This is a genomic window from Bacillus sp. TH19 (genome assembly GCF_016651075.1).
Lineage (GTDB): Bacteria > Bacillota > Bacilli > Bacillales > Bacillaceae_G > Bacillus_A > Bacillus_A mycoides.
Genome location: NZ_JAEKEO010000010.1, coordinates 1,070,708 through 1,090,856, shown reverse-complemented (window position 1 = coordinate 1,090,856; position 20,149 = coordinate 1,070,708). Strand labels below are relative to the sequence as shown.

Annotated in this window: 21 protein-coding genes, 2 riboswitches and 1 other annotated feature; of the genes, 4 read left to right on the top strand and 17 right to left on the bottom strand. The window is 35.7% G+C overall.

Annotation, left to right across the window (positions count from 1 at the left end):
* Window positions 1-36: 36 nt before the first annotated feature.
* The gene (gltP, locus tag JFU54_RS23335; RefSeq protein ID WP_002011680.1) at window positions 37-1,311 is read right to left on the bottom strand and encodes a glutamate/aspartate:proton symporter GltP; all 1,275 of its coding nucleotides are present in this window, start codon (window positions 1,309-1,311) and stop codon (window positions 37-39) included.
* 492 nt (window positions 1,312-1,803) lie between these two features.
* On the opposite strand from gltP, the gene JFU54_RS23330 reads away from it, so the two are divergent.
* Both JFU54_RS23330 and JFU54_RS23325 read left to right on the top strand, forming a co-directional pair.
* Window positions 1,804-3,078, top strand: coding sequence for a murein hydrolase activator EnvC family protein (locus JFU54_RS23330; protein WP_201066574.1), 1,275 nt, complete (start codon window positions 1,804-1,806; stop codon window positions 3,076-3,078).
* A gap of 97 nt (window positions 3,079-3,175) precedes the next feature.
* A complete protein-coding gene (locus JFU54_RS23325; protein ID WP_003188170.1) occupies window positions 3,176-3,340 on the top strand; it encodes a hypothetical protein in 165 nt (54 codons plus the stop codon).
* Between the two features lie 32 nt (window positions 3,341-3,372).
* Here JFU54_RS23325 and JFU54_RS23320 read toward each other — a convergent pair whose 3' ends face one another.
* The 12 genes from JFU54_RS23320 to JFU54_RS23265 form a co-directional block, all read right to left on the bottom strand.
* Window positions 3,373-4,728, bottom strand: a complete 1,356-nt coding sequence (locus JFU54_RS23320) for a sodium-dependent transporter (protein ID WP_002140989.1) — start codon at window positions 4,726-4,728, stop codon at window positions 3,373-3,375.
* Between the two features lie 111 nt (window positions 4,729-4,839).
* Window positions 4,840-5,086, bottom strand: a binding site (T-box leader).
* A gap of 61 nt (window positions 5,087-5,147) precedes the next feature.
* The gene (locus JFU54_RS23315; protein WP_201066572.1) at window positions 5,148-5,765 is read right to left on the bottom strand and encodes an NAD(P)-binding protein; all 618 of its coding nucleotides are present in this window, start codon (window positions 5,763-5,765) and stop codon (window positions 5,148-5,150) included.
* Window positions 5,740-6,492 (bottom strand): sirohydrochlorin chelatase, encoded by a 753-nt coding sequence (locus JFU54_RS23310; protein WP_002030685.1) that lies wholly within the window; start codon window positions 6,490-6,492, stop codon window positions 5,740-5,742. The genes JFU54_RS23315 and JFU54_RS23310 overlap by 26 nt, the downstream gene beginning before the upstream one ends.
* A gap of 1 nt (window position 6,493) precedes the next feature.
* Window positions 6,494-7,270: a uroporphyrinogen-III C-methyltransferase gene (gene cobA / locus JFU54_RS23305; protein WP_002030683.1), complete on the bottom strand. Its 777-nt coding sequence runs from the start codon at window positions 7,268-7,270 to the stop codon at window positions 6,494-6,496.
* Window positions 7,271-7,354: 84 nt separating this feature from the next.
* Window positions 7,355-7,555, bottom strand: coding sequence for a DUF3906 family protein (locus JFU54_RS23300; RefSeq protein WP_000366913.1), 201 nt, complete (start codon window positions 7,553-7,555; stop codon window positions 7,355-7,357).
* A gap of 10 nt (window positions 7,556-7,565) precedes the next feature.
* Entirely contained in the window at window positions 7,566-9,188 is a 1,623-nt protein-coding gene (locus JFU54_RS23295) for a nitrite/sulfite reductase (RefSeq protein WP_201066570.1), read from the bottom strand.
* An 11-nt stretch (window positions 9,189-9,199) separates the two neighbouring features.
* Window positions 9,200-9,793 (bottom strand): adenylyl-sulfate kinase, encoded by a 594-nt coding sequence (gene cysC / locus JFU54_RS23290; RefSeq protein WP_002030679.1) that lies wholly within the window; start codon window positions 9,791-9,793, stop codon window positions 9,200-9,202.
* Window positions 9,794-9,805: 12 nt separating this feature from the next.
* Window positions 9,806-10,942: a sulfate adenylyltransferase gene (gene sat / locus JFU54_RS23285; RefSeq protein WP_002011693.1), complete on the bottom strand. Its 1,137-nt coding sequence runs from the start codon at window positions 10,940-10,942 to the stop codon at window positions 9,806-9,808.
* 39 nt (window positions 10,943-10,981) lie between these two features.
* Window positions 10,982-11,686, bottom strand: coding sequence for a phosphoadenylyl-sulfate reductase (locus tag JFU54_RS23280; protein WP_201066568.1), 705 nt, complete (start codon window positions 11,684-11,686; stop codon window positions 10,982-10,984).
* Between the two features lie 87 nt (window positions 11,687-11,773).
* The gene (locus JFU54_RS23275; RefSeq protein ID WP_000116159.1) at window positions 11,774-11,917 is read right to left on the bottom strand and encodes a YezD family protein; all 144 of its coding nucleotides are present in this window, start codon (window positions 11,915-11,917) and stop codon (window positions 11,774-11,776) included.
* A gap of 72 nt (window positions 11,918-11,989) precedes the next feature.
* Window positions 11,990-12,098, bottom strand: a riboswitch (SAM riboswitch).
* A gap of 116 nt (window positions 12,099-12,214) precedes the next feature.
* Window positions 12,215-13,531 (bottom strand): diaminopimelate decarboxylase, encoded by a 1,317-nt coding sequence (gene lysA / locus JFU54_RS23270; protein WP_002126306.1) that lies wholly within the window; start codon window positions 13,529-13,531, stop codon window positions 12,215-12,217.
* A 180-nt stretch (window positions 13,532-13,711) separates the two neighbouring features.
* Window positions 13,712-13,893, bottom strand: a riboswitch (Lysine riboswitch).
* 89 nt (window positions 13,894-13,982) lie between these two features.
* A complete protein-coding gene (locus tag JFU54_RS23265) occupies window positions 13,983-14,378 on the bottom strand; it encodes a DUF3888 domain-containing protein (RefSeq protein ID WP_172796649.1) in 396 nt (131 codons plus the stop codon).
* Window positions 14,379-14,631: 253 nt separating this feature from the next.
* Between JFU54_RS23265 and JFU54_RS23260 the strand changes: the two genes are divergently transcribed.
* Both JFU54_RS23260 and pssA read left to right on the top strand, forming a co-directional pair.
* Window positions 14,632-16,518, top strand: a complete 1,887-nt coding sequence (locus tag JFU54_RS23260) for an LTA synthase family protein (protein ID WP_033708925.1) — start codon at window positions 14,632-14,634, stop codon at window positions 16,516-16,518.
* Window positions 16,519-16,700: 182 nt separating this feature from the next.
* On the top strand, window positions 16,701-17,402 hold the full coding sequence (gene pssA, locus JFU54_RS23255; RefSeq protein WP_002011698.1) for a CDP-diacylglycerol--serine O-phosphatidyltransferase: 702 nt from the start codon (window positions 16,701-16,703) through the stop codon (window positions 17,400-17,402).
* 32 nt (window positions 17,403-17,434) lie between these two features.
* On the opposite strand, the gene JFU54_RS23250 is transcribed toward pssA, so the two are convergent.
* From JFU54_RS23250 to hisE, 4 genes are all read right to left on the bottom strand, one after another.
* Window positions 17,435-18,415, bottom strand: coding sequence for a 2-hydroxyacid dehydrogenase family protein (locus JFU54_RS23250; protein ID WP_002011699.1), 981 nt, complete (start codon window positions 18,413-18,415; stop codon window positions 17,435-17,437).
* A 135-nt stretch (window positions 18,416-18,550) separates the two neighbouring features.
* Entirely contained in the window at window positions 18,551-18,715 is a 165-nt protein-coding gene (locus JFU54_RS23245; protein WP_002011700.1) for a YozQ family protein, read from the bottom strand.
* A 68-nt stretch (window positions 18,716-18,783) separates the two neighbouring features.
* On the bottom strand, window positions 18,784-19,803 hold the full coding sequence (locus JFU54_RS23240; RefSeq protein WP_002011701.1) for a histidinol phosphate phosphatase domain-containing protein: 1,020 nt from the start codon (window positions 19,801-19,803) through the stop codon (window positions 18,784-18,786).
* 12 nt (window positions 19,804-19,815) lie between these two features.
* Complete coding sequence (gene hisE, locus JFU54_RS23235) at window positions 19,816-20,139, bottom strand: phosphoribosyl-ATP diphosphatase (protein ID WP_002011702.1); 324 nt, start codon at window positions 20,137-20,139, stop codon at window positions 19,816-19,818.
* Window positions 20,140-20,149 lie beyond the last annotated feature (10 nt).

Here is a 20,149-nt window from a genome sequence, read left to right as displayed (position 1 = left end):
CCCCACATATTATGTGAGAGCTTGTTCATATTATAATTAAGCTGCTTGACCCTTTTCAGATATCTCTTTTAAATAGGCTTGTCCTTTTTCAGCGTCATATTGACCTTCCCACTTAGACATAACTACAGCCGCTAAAGAGTTACCTACAACGTTAACCGCTGTACGAGCCATATCAAGAATACGGTCAATACCTGCAATAAACGCTAAACCTTCAGCTGGAATACCTACTGTACCAAGTGTTGCTAATAATACAACGAATGATACGCCCGGTACACCCGCGATACCTTTTGATGTAACCATTAATACAAGTAATAACGTAATTTGTTGTGTAATGGATAATTCAATACCGTACATTTGCGCTAAGAAAATTGCCGCAATTGCTTGATATAAAGTTGATCCATCTAAGTTAAATGAATAACCTGTTGGAATAACGAAAGATGTAATTGCTTTCGGACAACCGAATTTCTCCATTTTCTCCATAATTTTCGGTAAAACCGTTTCTGAACTTGCTGTAGAATACGCTAAGATCAGCTCGTCTTTTAAAATCTTAAAGAATTGGAAAATGTTTATTCCAAATATTTTCGCTGTAAGTCCTAATACAACTACAACGAAGAAGATCATTGCTCCGTATACTACAATGAGTAATTTCCCTAATGGAATTAATGAAGCTAATCCGAATGTAGAAACTGTAACACCAATTAATGCGAATACACCAAATGGTGCAAACTTCATAACTTGGTTCGTTACATAAAACATTGCATCTGCTACACCTTGGAAAAATTGTAGAACTGGTTTACCACGCTCACCAATTGCTGCTACACCTAAACCAAATAATACCGAGAAGAAGATAATAGCAAGCATATCACCTTCAGCTAATGATTTCATAATGTTCGTCGGAACAATATTTACAAACGTATCCGCGAACGAATGACTTTGTACTTGCTCTGTCGTATGTGTATATTTAGAAATATCTGTTTTTGTTAACTTATCCATATCAACGCCTTTTCCAGGTTGGAAAATGTTTGCTATTAATAAACCAACAACAATTGCAAGTGTTGTAATAATTTCAAAGTAAATAATTGTTTTTCCGCCTAGTCGACCTAACTTTTTAATATCGCCAACACCAGCAACCCCAACAACAATACTCGCTACAACAATCGGTACAACAATCATCTTAATTAATCGGATGAAAATATCACCAATTGGTTGTAAGTACTTCACCACTTCCTGATTGCCAAAGAAAATCGCCCCAACTGTAATACCAAGCGCAAGTCCTATTAAAATTTGCCATGCAAGTCCTATTCTTTTCATACTTGTGGTAACCCCCTCTTCGATGTGTCACTCTATCTCTCATTCTATCTCTATAAAACTTGAAATTAAGAGTATTACATATTATTCGACAATTCACTACATTTTGTCCCTGTTGAAAATCATAAATCAAAATTTAAAATCTGACAACAAAATAAGTTTGCACGAATGCAAATAATTTTCTTGACAAAAACAAACTCCATGTCAGAAAACCTCACATGAAATCGATTCCTTACTAGTGATTGATAGGTTTTTAAAATACTGTTTCATTATGGAAAACTCCATCATTTCCCATGTTTTTTAAAAAAAATATAGAAATTGATATCTTTTTCTATACATTCAAGAATTTTAAATTTATGACAAACACTACGAAAAGATACTAAATTCCGACAAAACTTAGCAAAATTATAAAATTTTCTTTACATTATGATTACAACGATAGACACTCTTCTTCTTATGATATATAACATTCATAGGGAAAGGAGCAAGACAACCATGAAAAAGAAATTTGCAGCATTTAGTGTTTTAGCAGCTGGAACGATTTTCGTTTCCCCGTTACTTTCACCCGTATACGCTGAAACGAATGAGAATAAATTATCTAATATTCAATCCGAATTAGAAGGCAAACAAAATGACTTACAAAATAAATCAGCTGAGAAAGAACAAATAGAAAAAGAAATCCAGGAATTACAAAAGAAAATCGACGAATTAACTACTTCTATTAATAAAAACGAAGCTGAATTAAACGATACAAAAAAAGAAATTAGCAACACACAGCAAGTTATTACTGAAAAAAAGAAACATATAGAGCAATTACAAACGAACATAGATACACGGCAGGAAGTTATTAAACAACGACTACAATCTATGCAAGAAAAGCCTCGTACGAGTATCATTACAGAAGTAATAACAAGTTCTGCAAATATTGCCGATCTTGTTGATAATATGTATTCTGTAAGTTTAATTTTAAATAACGATACAGATATTGTAAAAAAGCAAACAATTGATCAGAATGCTGTGACAACAGAAAAAGAAGCTGTTGAGAAAAAAGAGCAACAATTGAAAGAATCCGAGCAAAAATTAGTACAAAAACAACAAGAGTTACAAAGTAATCAACAACAGCAACAAACTTTTATTAACGATCTACATACGAAAGTAGCAAAAGTAGATTCAGAGATTGAAGGGTTAGAAGAATCAAAAGGCATTTTAGAAAACCAGCGTCAAGCTGTTCAAAAAGCAATTGAAGAAGAAAAACGTGCAGAAGAAGCGCGTAAAGCTGAAGAGGCACGTAAGGCTGAGGAAGCAAAAAAACAAGCCGCCGCTTCTGCTAAAGAAAGCACACAATCCGCACCAACACCGCAAGATACGAACAAAGGTGGATTTATTAAACCTGCCGCTGGATCGAAAACTTCAGGATTTGGTACACGTTCTTTAGATAACCATAAAGGAATCGATATCGCAGCTTCAGGAACAGTGCCAATTATTGCCGCTGCAGATGGCGTCGTTATCCGTTCAGAATTATCATCTAGTTACGGAAATGTTGTATACTTATCTCACCGTATAAACGGAAAAACATATACAACTGTATATGCACATATGAGTAGCCGTTCTGTATCTAATGGACAAACTGTAAAACAAGGCACTCAACTTGGCTTTATGGGGAACACTGGCCAATCATACGGACAACATTTACACTTCGAACTTCACCTTGGGGAATGGAATGTTGGTAAGACAAACGCAGTTGATCCGTCTCCTTATATCGGATTATAAAAAACTCGGGCATACCGAGTTTTTTTTACTACTTCACACTTTTTAGGCGTTTTACATAAACTACAACTAAATGCCTATATTTTGCGGGGTGATAAATATGAATACACAATTACAAGAAGAAATAGAAGAAGCTAGAGAAACATACATTGGCCGGCTATTTACATTCGGCGGCTCAGCGTTATTTTTAATTGGATCATTTATCGCAGTTGTCACAGCTTATAAAGCATATAATCGCTTATTAAATACTTCTACAACACAATAAAAAGACGGAGAATCCACATCTCCGTCTTTTTATTATGCAAACATTTTAAATACGCCTATCGCATTTAAAAATACGATAATTACAGTTACCGGAATAACATAACGAAGTAAGAAGAACCAAATGTTAAATAATGTTTTCCCTTTCGTTTCCGTAACTTCTAATTCTTTCATTAATAACTCTTTACTCATTTTATTTGGTACGAATAGCGAAATGGCTAGCACTCCGAGTGGCAGTAATACATTACTTACCGAAAAATCGACGAAATCAAAGAATGTCTTACCAAATATTTTTACATCACTCATAATTCCAAACGATAACGCTGATGGAATACCAACTGCAAAAATAAGAATACCAATTAATAAAGAAGCTGACGGACGCTTCTTCTCATTATCTTTCGCAACAGATGCTACTACAATTTCAAGCATTGAAATCGCAGATGTTAAAGTCGCAAAGAAGAATAAAACTAAAAACATAATGAAGAAAAATTGTCCAAATGGAATTTTTGCAAAGACAGCAGGAAGAACGATAAACAGTAGCCCTGGTCCTTCTGTCGGTTTAACTCCTAATGCGAAAATCGCTGGGAAAATCGCTAATCCTGCAAGTACTGTAATAAATACAGTTAAACTTACAATAGATGTTGCTGATTTAGCTAAATGCTCTTCTTTCTTTAAATACGAACTATACGTTACCATTACCGAGGCACCTACCGTTAATGAGAAGAAAGATTGTCCCATCGCATATAAAATCGTATCTGCTGTAAGCTTTGAAAAATCTGGTTTTAAGAAGAACTCTACCCCAGCCATAGCACCATCGAGTGTTAACGCACGAATAATGATAGCAATAAATAAAATGAATAATAACGGCATCATGTACTTACTTGCTTTTTCTATGCCTTTTTCCACACCTTTACTAACAACAAAAATGGTACAAAGCATAAAGATGAATTGCGCCCCAATCGCACTTACTGGATTTGAAATTGTTTCAGCAAACAATTGTCCATAATCGACTACTCCGTTCCAGAAACTACCTGTGACACTATAGTATAAATAAAGTAAAATCCATCCACCTACAACACTATAAAAAGATAGTACGCTAAAACAAGTAACAACCCCCATACGACCAATCCAAGGATATAACTTGCTATTCGGTACTAATACTTTATAAGCTGTAACGGCCTCTTTTTGAGTACTACGGCCAATAACAAATTCAGCTAAAAGAAGAGGCATACCAATAAATAAAGTTAATAGTAAGAATACAAGGAAGAATGCGCCTCCCCCACCATTACCTGCAACATATGGAAACTTCCATATTGCACCAAGACCTACTGCGGCTCCGGCTGCTGCGAGTACAAAGCCAATTTTCGACGTCCATTGCTGTGTTTCTTTCATCATAAATTCTCCTTTTCTGAATATTATAACTTTTATCAATTATACACTTTCATTTCATACTCGCACACCTCCTTTAGAAAATAAAAAAGTCCCCTACACGCAAATATGCATGTAGAGGACGATATATGTAATAGAATACCGTGGTACCACCTCAATTGGATCAATAAATCCCACTTGTTCAGGTACAGGAAAATTCCGATACCCTATCCTTTTAACGGCGGAACCCGGGTTGCCTACTGCAATGTTCAGCATACCTCTCGCAAGCCCATTCTGTATATTTTATCGTACCGGGCTCACACCTTACCCCAGCTCTCTGAACGCATCAAATATACGTACTCTTCTTGCTCATCGATTTCATCTTTTGAAGTTACTTGTGATTATAAATTATATTTTTATATTTGTAAAGCACAATTCGCTCACTATCCTATATAAATTCCCCTCTCTAATTCTTGTAAAAAAAGCTCTCTTTTTTGTTCACTTTGAACATATATCGACTTTAATACTTCTTGTAACAATATATTTTTTTGCCTTTTCTCTACTTGTAATTCTTTCACTTTTAGTCTAACTTCATATAAAAAATCAAGATACGATTCATACTTCTCATCATATTTATTTGCGATATCATCACGAATTTTTTTTGCAAGTTTCGGACTTGCCCCTCCAGTAGAAACAGCTACATTAAGCAATCCACGATGAATTGCCGCCGGAAGATGAACATTTCCACTTTCCGGATTCGTAATAACATTTACCAATTGATTCACTGCGGCATCTTCAGCAATTTGTTCATTTAGTACCGAATTACTAGTCGCTGCAACTACTAAAAAAGCATCTTTAATATCACTTTTCTCATACTCTCTTTGATACCAACGAATTTGCTTTTCTTCTACAAGTTTCACTAAATTTGCATCTAATTCTGTACTTACTACAACAATATCCGCACCTTGTTTTAGTAAAGGAATAATTTTAAACCCCGCTACTTTCCCTCCACCAATGACAACAACACGTTTCTTATCAACTCGCACTGTAAGTGGATACATATTGATCTCCCTTCAATATTTCCTCTGTTTTCTGAATTAACATCTCTCGAAACGCTACATTCTTTCCTAAATAGGGACTTATTTTTATCTCTTCCGACTCATATTGACGCACTTCTTTCTCAACATGTTTCATGAGTAAGCCTGTAAATAACAAGTAAGGTAACACAACAATGTTCCGTTCTTTTTGTTCTACAATTTCTTTCAACCTCTCATCAAACTTCGGCTCCGCGGCTGCTAAATAACAAACTTCCACCTCTTTAATGTTCTCTTCTTTTTGAAATAAAGAAGAAATCCACTTTATGTCTTGTAAAGTTTCCGGATCACTACTCCCTCTTGCAACGAGCAAAAGGGTTACTTCTTCTTTATAGTCTTTAATACCACTTCCGTTATATACCGCTTTTACAAGCACTTCTGATACACCAAATGGATTACCATACACTATTTTGATATCCGGATATTCCTCGTTTAACTTTCGTAATTCAAACGGAATATCTTTCTTTACATGTCCTGCCGCTAATAAAAAAACAGGAATAGCGACAATCTCTGTAGCACCACGCTTCACACATGTACGAAATCCTTCTTCAATAGAAGGATTCGCTAGCTCTAAAAAACAAATTTCTTGAATATTTGCCTCTACACGGTTCATACATGACGTAATAAATGCAACCGCTTCTTCTTTTGCTGCTTTCAAACGGCTTCCATGACATATATATATAACAGCCTTCATTTTACAATACTCCGCTTACTTGATATGCATTTTCCGTTTGTTTCTCAAACCAATGTATCTTTTCTCTAAAACGAACAACTTCTCCAATAACAATCATACTTGGATTTTGAATTCGTTCTTTTTTGGCAACATCTACAATTGTTCCTAACGTCGCTGTAACAGTACGTTGCATAGATGTCGTTCCCCACTCAATGATAGCGGCAGGTGTACTTTGATCTTTTCCATGTTTTATTAGTTGTTCACATATGTAAGGTAAATTACTAACCCCCATATAGACCGCTAATGTATCTACACCTTTCGCTAAACTTTCCCACTTCACTTCCTCTTCAGCCCCTTCTTTCCGGTGCCCTGTCACAACAGCAAAACTTGCACTTGCATCGCGATGCGTTACTGGAATTCCAGCATAAGCAGGAGCAGCTATACCAGCTGAAATACCAGGAATAATTTCAAATGGGATACTTTGCTTCGCTAACGCTTCAGCTTCTTCTCCACCTCTTCCAAATACAAATGGATCTCCGCCCTTAAGTCTCGTTACAACTTTTCCTTTTTTCGCATATTTAATAAGAAATGTGTTAATTGTCTCTTGCTTCATCGTGTGATAATTTGGGAGTTTCCCGCAATAAATTAAATCCGCTTCAGGCTTTGCATGAGAAAGCAATTCTTTATTTACGAGACGGTCGTACAATATAACATCAGCCTTCTCGATGCATCTCAACCCTTTAACAGTAATTAAATCCGGATCACCAGGACCCGCCCCGACGATATAAACCTTCCCCATAATCTCTCCTCATTTCTACTATAAAATGAAACTTCCACTCTTCATCACGAATGGAAGTTACTATTATTTCGTATTACATGTTCTCTACTCATGAATAACAAATGCCGCCCCTTTTCGAATCTTCTTTTTTTCAAACAAAGAAATCTCTTTCACTTCTGGTAACGGTAAAAAATGTTTTTCAAGCTCAATTTCCGCAAGCTTAAATGCCTGTTCTTCACTCTGAGCAACGACAACAATTGGAACAATACTATTTACTAATACAGCTTCAAATCGATATAAGTCCATATTGCCCCTCCTAAGATGCTATTACTTCTTCTAATACACGATTTAGTACAATTTGTAATTCTTCCACTCCAACACGTCCTACGAAATCATAAAACGTTTCGGCTAGTAATTTATTCTTTTGGAAATAACTTAAAAAGGACACGAGAACATCCGGCAAATCTTCTCCATCTATTTTCCCTTTTAACTTTTCGTTATATGCTCCTCCGTCTAATAGTGTTCCGCCCACATATATTTCAAACGCCTCAACGATTCCCTTTTCCTTCGTTTTCAGTTTTATCCCTTGCAAACCAATATCAGCAATTTGACGTTGACCACATGAGTTCGGGCATCCTACCATATGAATTCGAACTGGAACATCGAGTGCAATTTGTGTATCTAAGTACTCTGCGATTTTGCATAATCTTTCTTTCGTTTCTACTAACGCAAGATTGCAATACTCAATGCCAGTACATGAAACCGCATGACCGATAAACGATTTCGGATTTGCTGAAATTGCTTCAAACAACGGTTCACTTAATAATCCTGCAACATTTTCTGGCAGAACATTCGGAATAATGAAGTTTTGTGAGTTACAAGTTCGAATTTGCCCGTTTCCATATTGCTTTGCAATTCTTGCAATCTCAAACATTTCCTTTGCGTGTAAACGCCCTACTGGTACATTAAAGCCGACATACTTTAATCCTGCTTGTTTTTGATCTTGAACGCCATAAAAGTATCCTGCATTCCAGCCTTTGAGAGCACTTTCCCCTTTGCTTTGCAATGGGCCTGTGTATTCTACTAGTTTCTCTTTAAATTTCTCAGCGCCCCAGTCAGCGACAAGAAATTTCAAACGTGCTAAGTGGCGTTTTTCACGATATCCAAAATCACGGAATATAGTAGCAATTGCAATCGACACTGCCTTCACTTCTTCTGGTAAAACGAATACATCTAATTCTTCTGCTAAGTACGGACGAGCTGATAATCCTCCGCCTATTTTTATATGAAACCCAACCTTTTCCTCACCATTTATTTCTTTCGTAGCAGGTGTAAACGCCACACAGTTAATCTCTGCATTTGCTGAATTATAAATGTTAGAACTAATAGACATTTTGAATTTACGTGGTAGATTAGAAAACTCTTCATTATGTTGGAAGTAATCGTATATTTCTTTAACAATCGATGTTGTATCAAATAGTTCATTCGCATCAATTCCAGCAAGTGGATTACCTGTAATATTACGCGTAATATCACCGCATGCCCCTGCTGAAGATAAACCAACTCTAGCTAACCTCTTAAAAATATCCGGAATTTGCCCAATTTCTAACCAATGAAACTGAATCGCCTGTCTTGTCGTAATATCTAACACATCACGCCCATAATCTTCAGCAATGGAAGCCAACACCTCTGCCTGCGCATTTGTAATAATTCCAGAAGGAATGTTGACACGCATCATAAAATAGCCCGCTTCTTTCGGTCTTTGCAAATACAATCCCGCCCATTTAAAAGCGTCCCACTCTTCTTTCGGAATAGATTCAAATCCATTCTCCGCATAGTAAGGAATATCATTAAAGATTTCTAATCCGTCTTTCTCTAATTTCTTTTTCTCTGTTTGATTTAATTTTTCATTATTAGCCCACACTTTTTCATAACTCATCTTTTATCCCCCTATATGAAACTACGCTCTTGCAAGTACTTCACAATTTGCTCTGCACATTCTTCAATAGAATACTTGTGCGTTTCTACAATTAATTCTGCTTGTTTTGGTTCCTCATACGGTGAATCAACACCAGTAAACTCTTTAATATCACCTTGTCTCGCTTTTTTGTATAACCCTTTTGGATCACGTTTTTCACACTCTTCAATTGGACATTTTACAAACACTTCTATAAACTCATCTGCCGCTAATAAATCCCTAACTTGTTTTCGATCTACTTGAAATGGTGAAATAAACGCTGTAAGGACAACAGTACCTTGATCTACAAATAGCTTCGCCACTTCGCCAATACGTCTTATATTTTCCATACGATCACTTTCAGAAAAACCTAAGTCTTTATTTAAACCGTGCCGAATGTTATCCCCATCTAGCACATAATTTCCGATATTCTTTTCAAATAGTTTACGAGCAACCGCATTCGCTACTGTAGATTTGCCCGAAGCTGATAAACCAGTAAACCAAACTACAAAACTGTGATGCCCATTCTTCACTCTTCTCTCATCTTTTGAAACAGAAGCTGTATGCCAAGTAATATTCGTATCCATCTCATTCTCTCCCTATTCTGTTACTACTTCTTTTTTCAAACCTTTAATTAGCACTTCCACTACTTCTTTACGACTAAATGTACTTGGCGGAATCTCACCATTCCTTAACATTTCTCGTACTTTCGTACCCGATAAAATGACACGGTCTTCTTTTCCATGCGGACATGTTTTCGTTGAAGCCATTGCTTCACATTTCGTGCAGTAAAAACTATGTTCAAAAAATAACGGCGTAATCCCTAACTCTTCTACTGTAAAATTCGTAAAGATTTCCTGCGCTTCATATGTTCCGTAATAGTCCCCTACCCCAGCATGATCACGCCCTACAATAAAGTGGGTACAACCAAAGTTCTTTCTTACTAGTGCATGAAATATCGCTTCCCTTGGTCCTGCGTAACGCATTGCTGCAGGAAATACACCTAAAAAGACACGATCTTTCGGATAATAGTTTTGAAGTAATACTTCATAGCTTTCCATCCTTACATCAGCAGGAATATCATCTGACTTCGTTTCCCCAACGAGCGGATTTAAAAAGAGACCATCTACAATTTCAAGGGCAGATTTTTGAATATACTCATGGGCACGATGTACTGGGTTTCTCGTTTGAAATCCAACTACTGTTTTCCAACCGCGTTTTTTAAATTCTTCTCTCGTTTCAATTGGATCTAAATGATAAGAAGGAAACGGATTATTTCCAAAGCGTTTTGTAAGAATAATAGCTCCTCCAACGTAAACGTTTGGTCGTTCATATAATTTTTTCACCCCTGGATGTGCTTCATCCGTCGTTTTATATACAAGTAACGCTTCTTTTTCTTTATCTGGTACAAAAATATCTTCTATTTGAATAACACCATATACATTTCCGGCGTTGACAAGTTTTACTTCCTCTCCAGCCTGCAGTTTCTCGGCTACTTCTTCTGTTACCGGTAGTGTAATCGGTATACTCCATACGCTACCATTTGCTAAACGAAGCGTTTCTACTACTGAATCATAATCTCTCTTCCCTAAAAATCCTGTAAGAGGGCTATATCCTCCTGTCGCCAAAAGTTCTAAATCACTAAGTGCAATTTTGTCTATCTCGATTTCCTTTACAATGTTCGATATTTCATATGTTTCATCAATGCGGTTTACTAATTCATTTGTTGTACTCATCTTCTTATATCCCTTCTTAGCTTTATTTCAAAATCTATCTCATTGAAAGTGAAGGCCACATTCCGTCTTCATTTTCCCAGCCCATCTTCCATCTCTTGAGTTGCCACCATCACCTACAGGTAATGTACATTTCTCACACCCAATACTCGGATAGCCAACATCATGCAATGGGTTATACGGCAAACTATGTTTATATACATATCGCCAAACTTCTTTCCAAGTCCAATGAATGAGCGGACAAACTTTAATAGATTGAAAACGATGATCTTGATTTATAAACTGTGTATGCTTACGCGTTTCTGATTGTTCCCTTCTTAAGCCTGATATCCACGCTTTTTCCGCTGCTAATGATTTTTCTAACGGTAAAATTTTTCTAATACTACAGCAAAGATTCGGATTACTTTCCCATAACTTCTCTCCATGAAGCTTCGCTTGCTCATCGAGTGTAAGTTCTGGCTGTTTTTCTATAATATTTAATGAAGGAAATCTCTCGCGTACCTTCTTAATTAATTCGTACGTTTCTTGAAAATGAACATTTGTATCCAAAAATACAACTTTAGCAGATGGATTTACTTGGTTTATAAGATGCAATAAAACCATTCCCTCCACCCCAAAGCTACATGCATATACAATTTCATCTTTATATTCGTTATAAGCCCAACTTAATACTGATAGCGCGCCTTTCGTTTCATCTTCTTCAGAAAATGAAACACTATTTTCTTTCCACGTTTCGTACGTCAACATGTTTTTTCCCCCTGTAAAAGCAAAAAGACGGCTTTAACCTATTAAAAATAGATTAAAACCGCCTCTAGTTTTTCTAGTCAGCGCTTTTTACTTTAAACGAACCTTTTCACTTTTTTCTAATTGAATCACTTTTCCATCTTGCACAACAATTGTAATGGAACCATATTTCATATCAGCAAGCATCGCTTGAATTTTCTCAGATACTTCATCAAAATGCTCCCGTACGCTCACGCAAACAGCCCCCCTTTTTATTCATAAAAAAAATCTTTCCCATTTCGAAAAGACTGTTCGGTAATATATTTTACCTTATCTTTCAAAATGGATTCCATTTTGCTGGATTTAGCACCTTGCTTTCTATAAGCAGGTTGCCGAGCTTCGTAGGGCCAGTTCCCTCAGCTTCTCTTGATAAGCTTTGTATTTGTATTTTATCACAATTCTGATTTTTTTCAATCCTAGTTTTCCGATATATTTAATTATTTTTCTTTTTTAAAAGGAGTTGCCTTTACTAGACAACTCCTTCTTTCTCATTCACACCAGCTCTTTAATACGTATGCGATCGTTCCCAATAATATTTTCATATGTTTCACGTTCTACGACAATTTGTGACGTCCCGCCTTTTGCAAAGACGACAGCTGGTCTACGAATACGATTATAATTATTCGCCATCGAGTACCCATATGCCCCCGTACAAGAAATTGCTAGTAAATCAGAAGAAGCAACTTGCGGTAAGTTAATATCCCAAATCAGCATATCTCCACTTTCACAGCATTTCCCAGCAATCGAAACGAGTTCCTCATTCTCATCATTCCCTCGATTCGCCAACATCGCCTCATAACGGGCTCCGTATAGAGCTGGTCTTAAATTATCTGTCATTCCACCATCGACTGAAACATATTTCCGAATGCCAGGAATCTCTTTCACCGCTCCGACTGTATAAAGTGTTGTTCCAGCATCACCTACGATACTACGACCTGGTTCAATCCATATTTCTGGAAGCGGATATTCACATAATGTAAATTGTTCTCTTATCGTACTTGTTACAGCGTGCACATACGTTTCAAGTGTTAACGGTGTATCTGAATCCGTATAACGTATACCGAAACCTCCGCCCACATTTAATACTTTCATCACATAATGTGTTCGCTCTCTCACTTCTTCTAAAAATTGGCGGAGTACTTCAATTGCTCGAACAAATCCAGCCGTTTCAAATATTTGTGATCCGATGTGCGAGTGAATTCCTAGCACATTATAATTTGATTTTTGCAAGGCAAGCTCAATTGCTTGCATCGCTTGACCATTTGAAACACCAAATCCAAATTTCGAATCCTCTTGACCTGTTGTTATATATTCGTGTGTATGTGCCTCTACTCCAGGCGTTACACGGATTAATATGTTCACAAATTTCCCATGTTGCATTGCTAAATCATGTAAGATTTCTAATTCTAAGAAATTATCTACTACAAAACAACCGATATTCGCCTGAAGAGCCATAATCATTTCTTCTTCTGTTTTATTATTTCCGTGAAAATGAATACGCGATGCCGGAAAACCAGCTTGGAGCGCAGTATATAATTCTCCTCCAGAAACAACATCTAAAGACATATTCTCTTCACGAGCTACTCGGCACATCTCCATGCACAAGAACGCCTTGCTTGCATATGCTACTTGATAAGAGAAACCACTTTCTTTAAAAGCACGATGAAACGCGCGGCACTTTCCTCGAATAGACTCTTCATCGTATACATAAAGTGGTGTTCCGTATTGTTTTGCTAGTTGCGTCGTATCGCACCCACCAATTTCTAAGTGTCCTTGCCCATTGATTCGGCTTGTGCCGTGTAAATACATTTAAATTCCTCCCTTATTTCCTCTAAAACTCATAACCCCAATCTTCTATTCATTGCAGCACGCTTTTAGATAGACAAAAAACGCGCGGAACAATGTTCACACGCGTTTCTTATTAGGAAAAATATATATTGAAAAAATAAACGAGTTGTTATCTCCTCAAAATAAGAAACCGCATCAACATCTCCAAATAGCTCTTCATAAAATAAATCTTATGACAGTACTACATTTATTCAATGCAGTCCCAATATATGAATAAGATGGTTATTCTTATATTTCGGCAATAGTCCCTTTCAACCTATGATCACAGATCCCATTAAATCTCCCATAGCTTACTCTTTCCTATCGCGGCCTCTACCTTTGAGAGTAGATGAGGTAAGTCTATTTAATTTTCAAACATCTAATTGTTGCTATTAACAATACCAAAGGACCATTTTATTTGTCAAACAATTTTTTATATTGTTTTTTTACAGTTTAATTTTGTATCATTTGGTAAGCGCTTTACTGAAACCTTTGTCACTTCCCATTCGCCCTCTTCGTTATTAAATGTAATCGTTACCTTCTCAAATGGTGGAACAATTTTCCCACCAACCTGTTCATACTTCGTTACTTCAATACTCGCTTGAAATAAATATGTACCACTATACACTTTTTTTAAACTAATAATTTTAGGACATTGATAAGGCTTCAAGCTCCCATATTGTTTTTCAATTACCTTATTTATTTTTGGAAATAAAACAGAATAAAGGGCATCTTCCATAAGGGGTGCATCATATTGTGCTACCGATACACTCGGTGAAGCAAAAAGTATAACACTACTGCATACTATAAAATATAATAATTTTCGCATTATAACCTCCGTTTTATTACTCGATTCTTTTTGCGCACGATAATTATCATACATAGAAACTCCGTTTTATTGTCTCCCACTGCCCTTTTTCTACTCAATTATTATAAAAAAGCCCACAACTCTCTTTTATTTTCGTATAATGATACTCATAGTATAATAAACATAATAACAAAGGACTGTTCGTATATATAAAATGAGGCGCTAATCAAACCGGCTCACAAGAACCGTCATGCTTTTAGGAGAGGAGTATATTATGCTACAAAATCTGTTTCCAAAACTGCGATTTGCACTAGTTGCAGTCGTTTTATTATGGATAAAAACATATATTGTGTACAAGCTAGCATTTGATATTAGAATTGATAACTTCTTTGAAGAGTTTATGCTTTTTATTAACCCACTAGCTTCGTTACTTTTATTTTTTGGTTTCGCTTTACTTGCATCTAAGTACCGAAACCGAATTATTATTGTAATTAGTTTTATACTGTCATTTATTTTATTTGGAAATGCAATGTTTTACGGGTTCTATAACGATTTTGTTACTTTCCCTGTTTTATTCCAAACAAATAATATGGCTGACTTAGGGACGAGTATAAAAGAACTCTTTACGTATAAAACATTACTTTTATTTGCAGACGCAATTATTTTAATGTTTATTTTGCGTAAATTCCCATCATTTGGTGATAAAACACCCCTTTCTCGCTCTGAGAAGCGAACTTTCTTTAGCGGTGTAACAGTATTATTAGCACTACAAATTGTTGTTTCAGTTATATATAAACCACAAATGTTCTCACGCTCATTTGATCGTCAAACTGTCGTGAAAAATTTAGGGTTATACACATATCATCTATTTGATATTACACTTCAATCTAAGTCTTCAGCTGAGCGTGTATTTGCAAGTGGAGACGGGTTCTCTGAAATTAAAAACTATACAGACTCAAAAGATAAACAAGTTGATAAAAACTTATTTGGAGCTGCAAAGGGTAAAAATGTAATTTTAATTTCAATGGAATCTACACAAAGTTTTGTTATTAATAAAAAAATAAATGGAAAAGAGATTACTCCATTTTTAAATGAGTTTATTAAAGATAGTTTTTATTTCGATAACTTCTATCATCAAACGGGACAAGGTAAAACTTCTGATGCTGAATTTATCGTTGAAAATTCCCTTTATCCGTTAGACCGTGGTTCTGTATTCTTTACTCATGCAACAAATGAATACACTGCCACACCAGAACAATTAAAGAAATACGGATATTCTTCTGCTGTCTTCCATTCAAACGATAAAACGTTTTGGAATCGTGACGTAATGTATCCTGCGCTTGGATATGATCGTTACTTTAATTTAAATGATTACGTAGGAACGGAACAAATGTCTGTCGGTTGGGGATTAAAAGATAAAGAGTTCTTTGAGCAATCTATTCCAAAGTTAAAATCTTTACCACAACCGTTCTATACAAAATTTATTACGTTAACAAACCATTTTCCATTTCTTCTAAATCCAGAAGATCAATATGTTGATGAATTTAATTCCGAAAGTGGTGTTTTAAATCGCTACTTCCCAACCGTTCGTTACACGGATGAAGCTCTTAAATTATTTATTAAACAATTGAAAGACGAAGGACTATATGATAATTCCGTTATTGTCATTTATGGTGATCATTACGGCATTTCTGAAAACCATAATGCAGCTATGGCTCAGTTCCTTGGGAAAGACGCTATTACACCGTTTGATTCTATGCAATTACAACGCGTCCCTCTCATTATTCATGTGCCTGGCCAAGAAGGGAAAGTCATCTCTAAAGTATCTGGTCAAATTGATATTAAACCAACGTTACTTCATTTACTTGGTATTAAAACAAATCAATCCGTAGAATTTGGAACAGACTTATTTACGAAAGAAAAAGACCCTCTTATGGTAATGCGGGACGGCAGTTTTGTTTCGGAAGATTATGTTTATACAAAAAATATGTGCTATAAAAGAAGCACAGGTGAAGAAGCTGATTTAACACTATGTCAGCCTTATATTGAAAAAGCAAAAACAGAATTAAAATTATCCGACAAACTCATTTATGGAGATTTATTAAGATTTGATCCTAACAATCGATATAAAACCGGAACGATGACAACGAAATTTGAATAGTGTAGGAAGCAACTTTACAAAAGTTGCTTCCTTTTTTTACTTATTTTTCAAATTTCTCTTCTATACAATCTTTCACAAATTGGGAATTTTTTTCGTATGAGAAAGAAATTTATGGTATGATAAAATAAGTAAACTTTCATACACTAATTAAGAATTTATAACAGAAAGCAAGGGATCAGATTTTGTATAGAGCAGCTATTCCAAACTTATTTACGCTCGGGAATTTATATAGCGGATTTTTGTCAATCGGCTATGCATCTTTAGGATATTATAAATCAGCTGCTATTTTAGTACTGATCGGGATGATGTTAGATAGTCTTGATGGTCGTGTCGCTCGTTTATTACGCGTTGATTCACAAATGGGAAAAGAGCTTGATTCACTCGCGGATGTTGTAACATTTGGCGCAGCACCTGCTGTTTTAATGTATTACACATCTTTTTCCAACTATGGAATCATTGGACTATACATAGCGGGATTATTCCCTCTGTTCGGAGCATATCGCTTAGCACGATTTAATGTAACACCGTCTTCTACTTCTATGAAATATTTCACTGGAGTTCCGATTACTGCAGCAGGAGGGCTTGTTGCTTTCTTAACATTATTTTCACATACCATTCCAAAAATCGTTCTCATTACCGTATTCGTAACGTTCGCATTTTTAATGGTGAGCCGTGTTCGTATCCCAAGTTTAAAAGATGTACCAATTCCACGATATAGCATAATTATTACACTATTTTTAGTTGGAATTATTATCACAATGTACCAAACAAGTTTTGGCAACATTTCTGTTTTCTTATTCATTGCCATTCCACTATACATTTTGTATATGTTATCTCAATTTATTAGACAAAGACCTTCTAAAAAAGCGAATAAAGAAAAATAAAAAAACCTTCCGAAATACGGAAGGTTTCTTTTTTATTTTGTAACTAATACTTTTTGATTTACAGGTGTTACAGGTTCTTCACCATTTAATACAGCTAAAATATTTCTTACTGCCATTTCAGCCATTGCATCACGTGTTTCGAATGTTGCATTCCCCACGTGAGGAGCAAGTACTACATTCTTTAATCCTTTTAGCTCTTCTGTAATTTTCGGTTCAAATTCAAATACGTCAAGAGCTGCACCTTCAATTTCATTCGTTTTTAGTGCATGAGCAAGTGCTGATTCATTCATAATTGGTCCACGTGAAGCATTTATAATATATGCTGTTTTCTTCATCATTTTAAACTGTTCTTCATCAATCATATGATGTAATTTCGGATTATAAGCACAGTTAATTGTAATAAAGTCCGCTGTTTGTAATAATTCTTCCAACGTTACGTATGTCGCTTCCAGTTCACTTTCAGCTTCAGGCTTTCGATTTGGTCCTGTATATAAAACATTCATTCCAAATGCTCTCGCACGCTTTGCAACTGCCTTCCCGATTTCTCCAAGGCCAATAATTCCGATTGTCTTACCGTGTACTTCGCGGCCCAAGAAGAATAACGGTGCCCATCCGTTAAATCCAGTTGTACGACATAACGTATCACCTTCAGGAATTCTACGTGCAGCTGCTAAAAGAAGTGCAAATGTTAATTCTGCTGTCGCTTCAGTTGATACTTTCGGTGTATTCGTTACCGCAATTCCTTTTTCTCCTGCATATGTGTAATCAATATTATCGTAACCAGCACCATAATTTGCGATAATTTTCAAGTTTGGTGCTGCGTCAATAACCTCTTTCGATACCTTCGTAGAAAGTAAGCTTAAAAGTGCATCTTTATCTTTTACACGTTCTGCTAACTCTTCTACACTAATTAATTCTTCTTTATTGTACATTTCTACATCATGATTTTTCAATAATTCTAATCCGATTTCTGGAATTTTCCCTGCTACTAATATTTTCGCCACTACTAACACCTCTTCTATACAAAATATGATATCTCTTATATTTCATTGTAAGAAATCTACATATAAAAACCAAGGAATTTGATTATAGTTTTGAAAATCGACACTTTTCCATAAAAAAAGAGGAGATGCAACTCTCCCCTCTTTTTACGCTTTTTCTTGCGATTCTTTCCCAAGCTTCGCATCGATTGTTCCTTCTGCAACTGTATCGCTAATTTGTTCCTCAATAACTGAGTTAGCAGTATTATTTGTTTCAGAAGTATAGGCTTGATCTGCCGCTTGTACGTTTTGTTTATTTTGTTGTTTCACCATTTTTCATCCTCCTTTTCATTCTTTCTTATTTTGAACAAAAAGGGTGATTTTCATCAAAAAATCGTGTTTCATTTTGAAATTATTACTTCTTCTTCAAGCAATCTCATCGTTCTTACTCGTTTCGTAAATGTAGCTATGTGAGAAATATCATGATTGCGTAATGTCTTTATATTCTCTTCCACATACTTTCCTAAATCATTCGGATAATGGGCATCTGAGGATAGAGTAATCGGAACTCCATGCTTAGCTAATACTTGTAAATAAAGCGGACTTGGGCACATTTCGCGCACAGGATATCGATAGTACAATCCCGCATTTATTTCTGTTGCTGTATTTGTTTCCACTAACGCACGAGCAATTTCCTTATAATAAGAAAGCTGTTCATTCTCATCTAACCGGTAATTAAATACTTTTATGTTATCGAGGTGAGCTATAATATCAAAAAGCTCGGAACGAACAGCACTTTCAACTGTAGCGAAAAACGTGTGATATAAAGTATGTAACTCATGCGTACCAAAATACTCTTTCGTATCTGGATTATCAAATCCCCATCCATCTATAAAATGGACCGAACCGATTACATAATCAAAGTCTCCTAATGCTAGTAAACCTTTTAACTCTTGTTCACCCCCGATAAAATAATCCGCTTCAATTCCAAGTTTGAGCGTTATCCCTCGTTTACTCCATCGCTCTTTTGCCTCTTCAATCGCCTTTGTAAAATCATAAATAGACGTTACTCTTACTTGATCTAACCATTCTTTTTGCAGGCGACCAAGCCTAGAATCACTAATATCTACATACTTTTCATAATATCCTTTCGCTTCATGAAAACGATATAAATGATCGACAATACCAACTTCTTTTATACCTTTTCGCACAGCTTCTTCTAAATATAAATCAATCCATTTCGCTGTAAATGGACCTTCCTTCACACGTCTTTGCAGGCGTTCTTGTGTTTTCATAAGCCATTCCATAGAATGTTTTTCTTCTTTAAGCGGTTCAAAATATTGTAGCGCATCATTTATTTTAGCTAGCCACCCTATTGAATATGGTCCTTCTTCTAAATGAATGTGATAGTCCACTTTCATCCATATTCCCCCTTATAATGTATCTATTTCTCTTCTGTCCCCTACTCGCGAAAGCTTTCCATTTCTTTCTTTCACTTCTTGCATGACATCTTCTAATGGAATATTTTTTTCGGCTAATAGAACAAAACAGTGATAGAACACATCAACCATTTCTTTTACTATTTCTTCTTTATCATTATTTTTAGACGCAATAATTACTTCGGTGCACTCCTCACCAATTTTCTTTAAAATTTTATCTTCACCTTTTGAAAATAAATAATTCGTATATGATTCAGAGAGTGGATTTTTCTTTCGTTCTTCAATTGTTTCAAATAATAACTTAAGGATATCTTCCATATGTATCCCC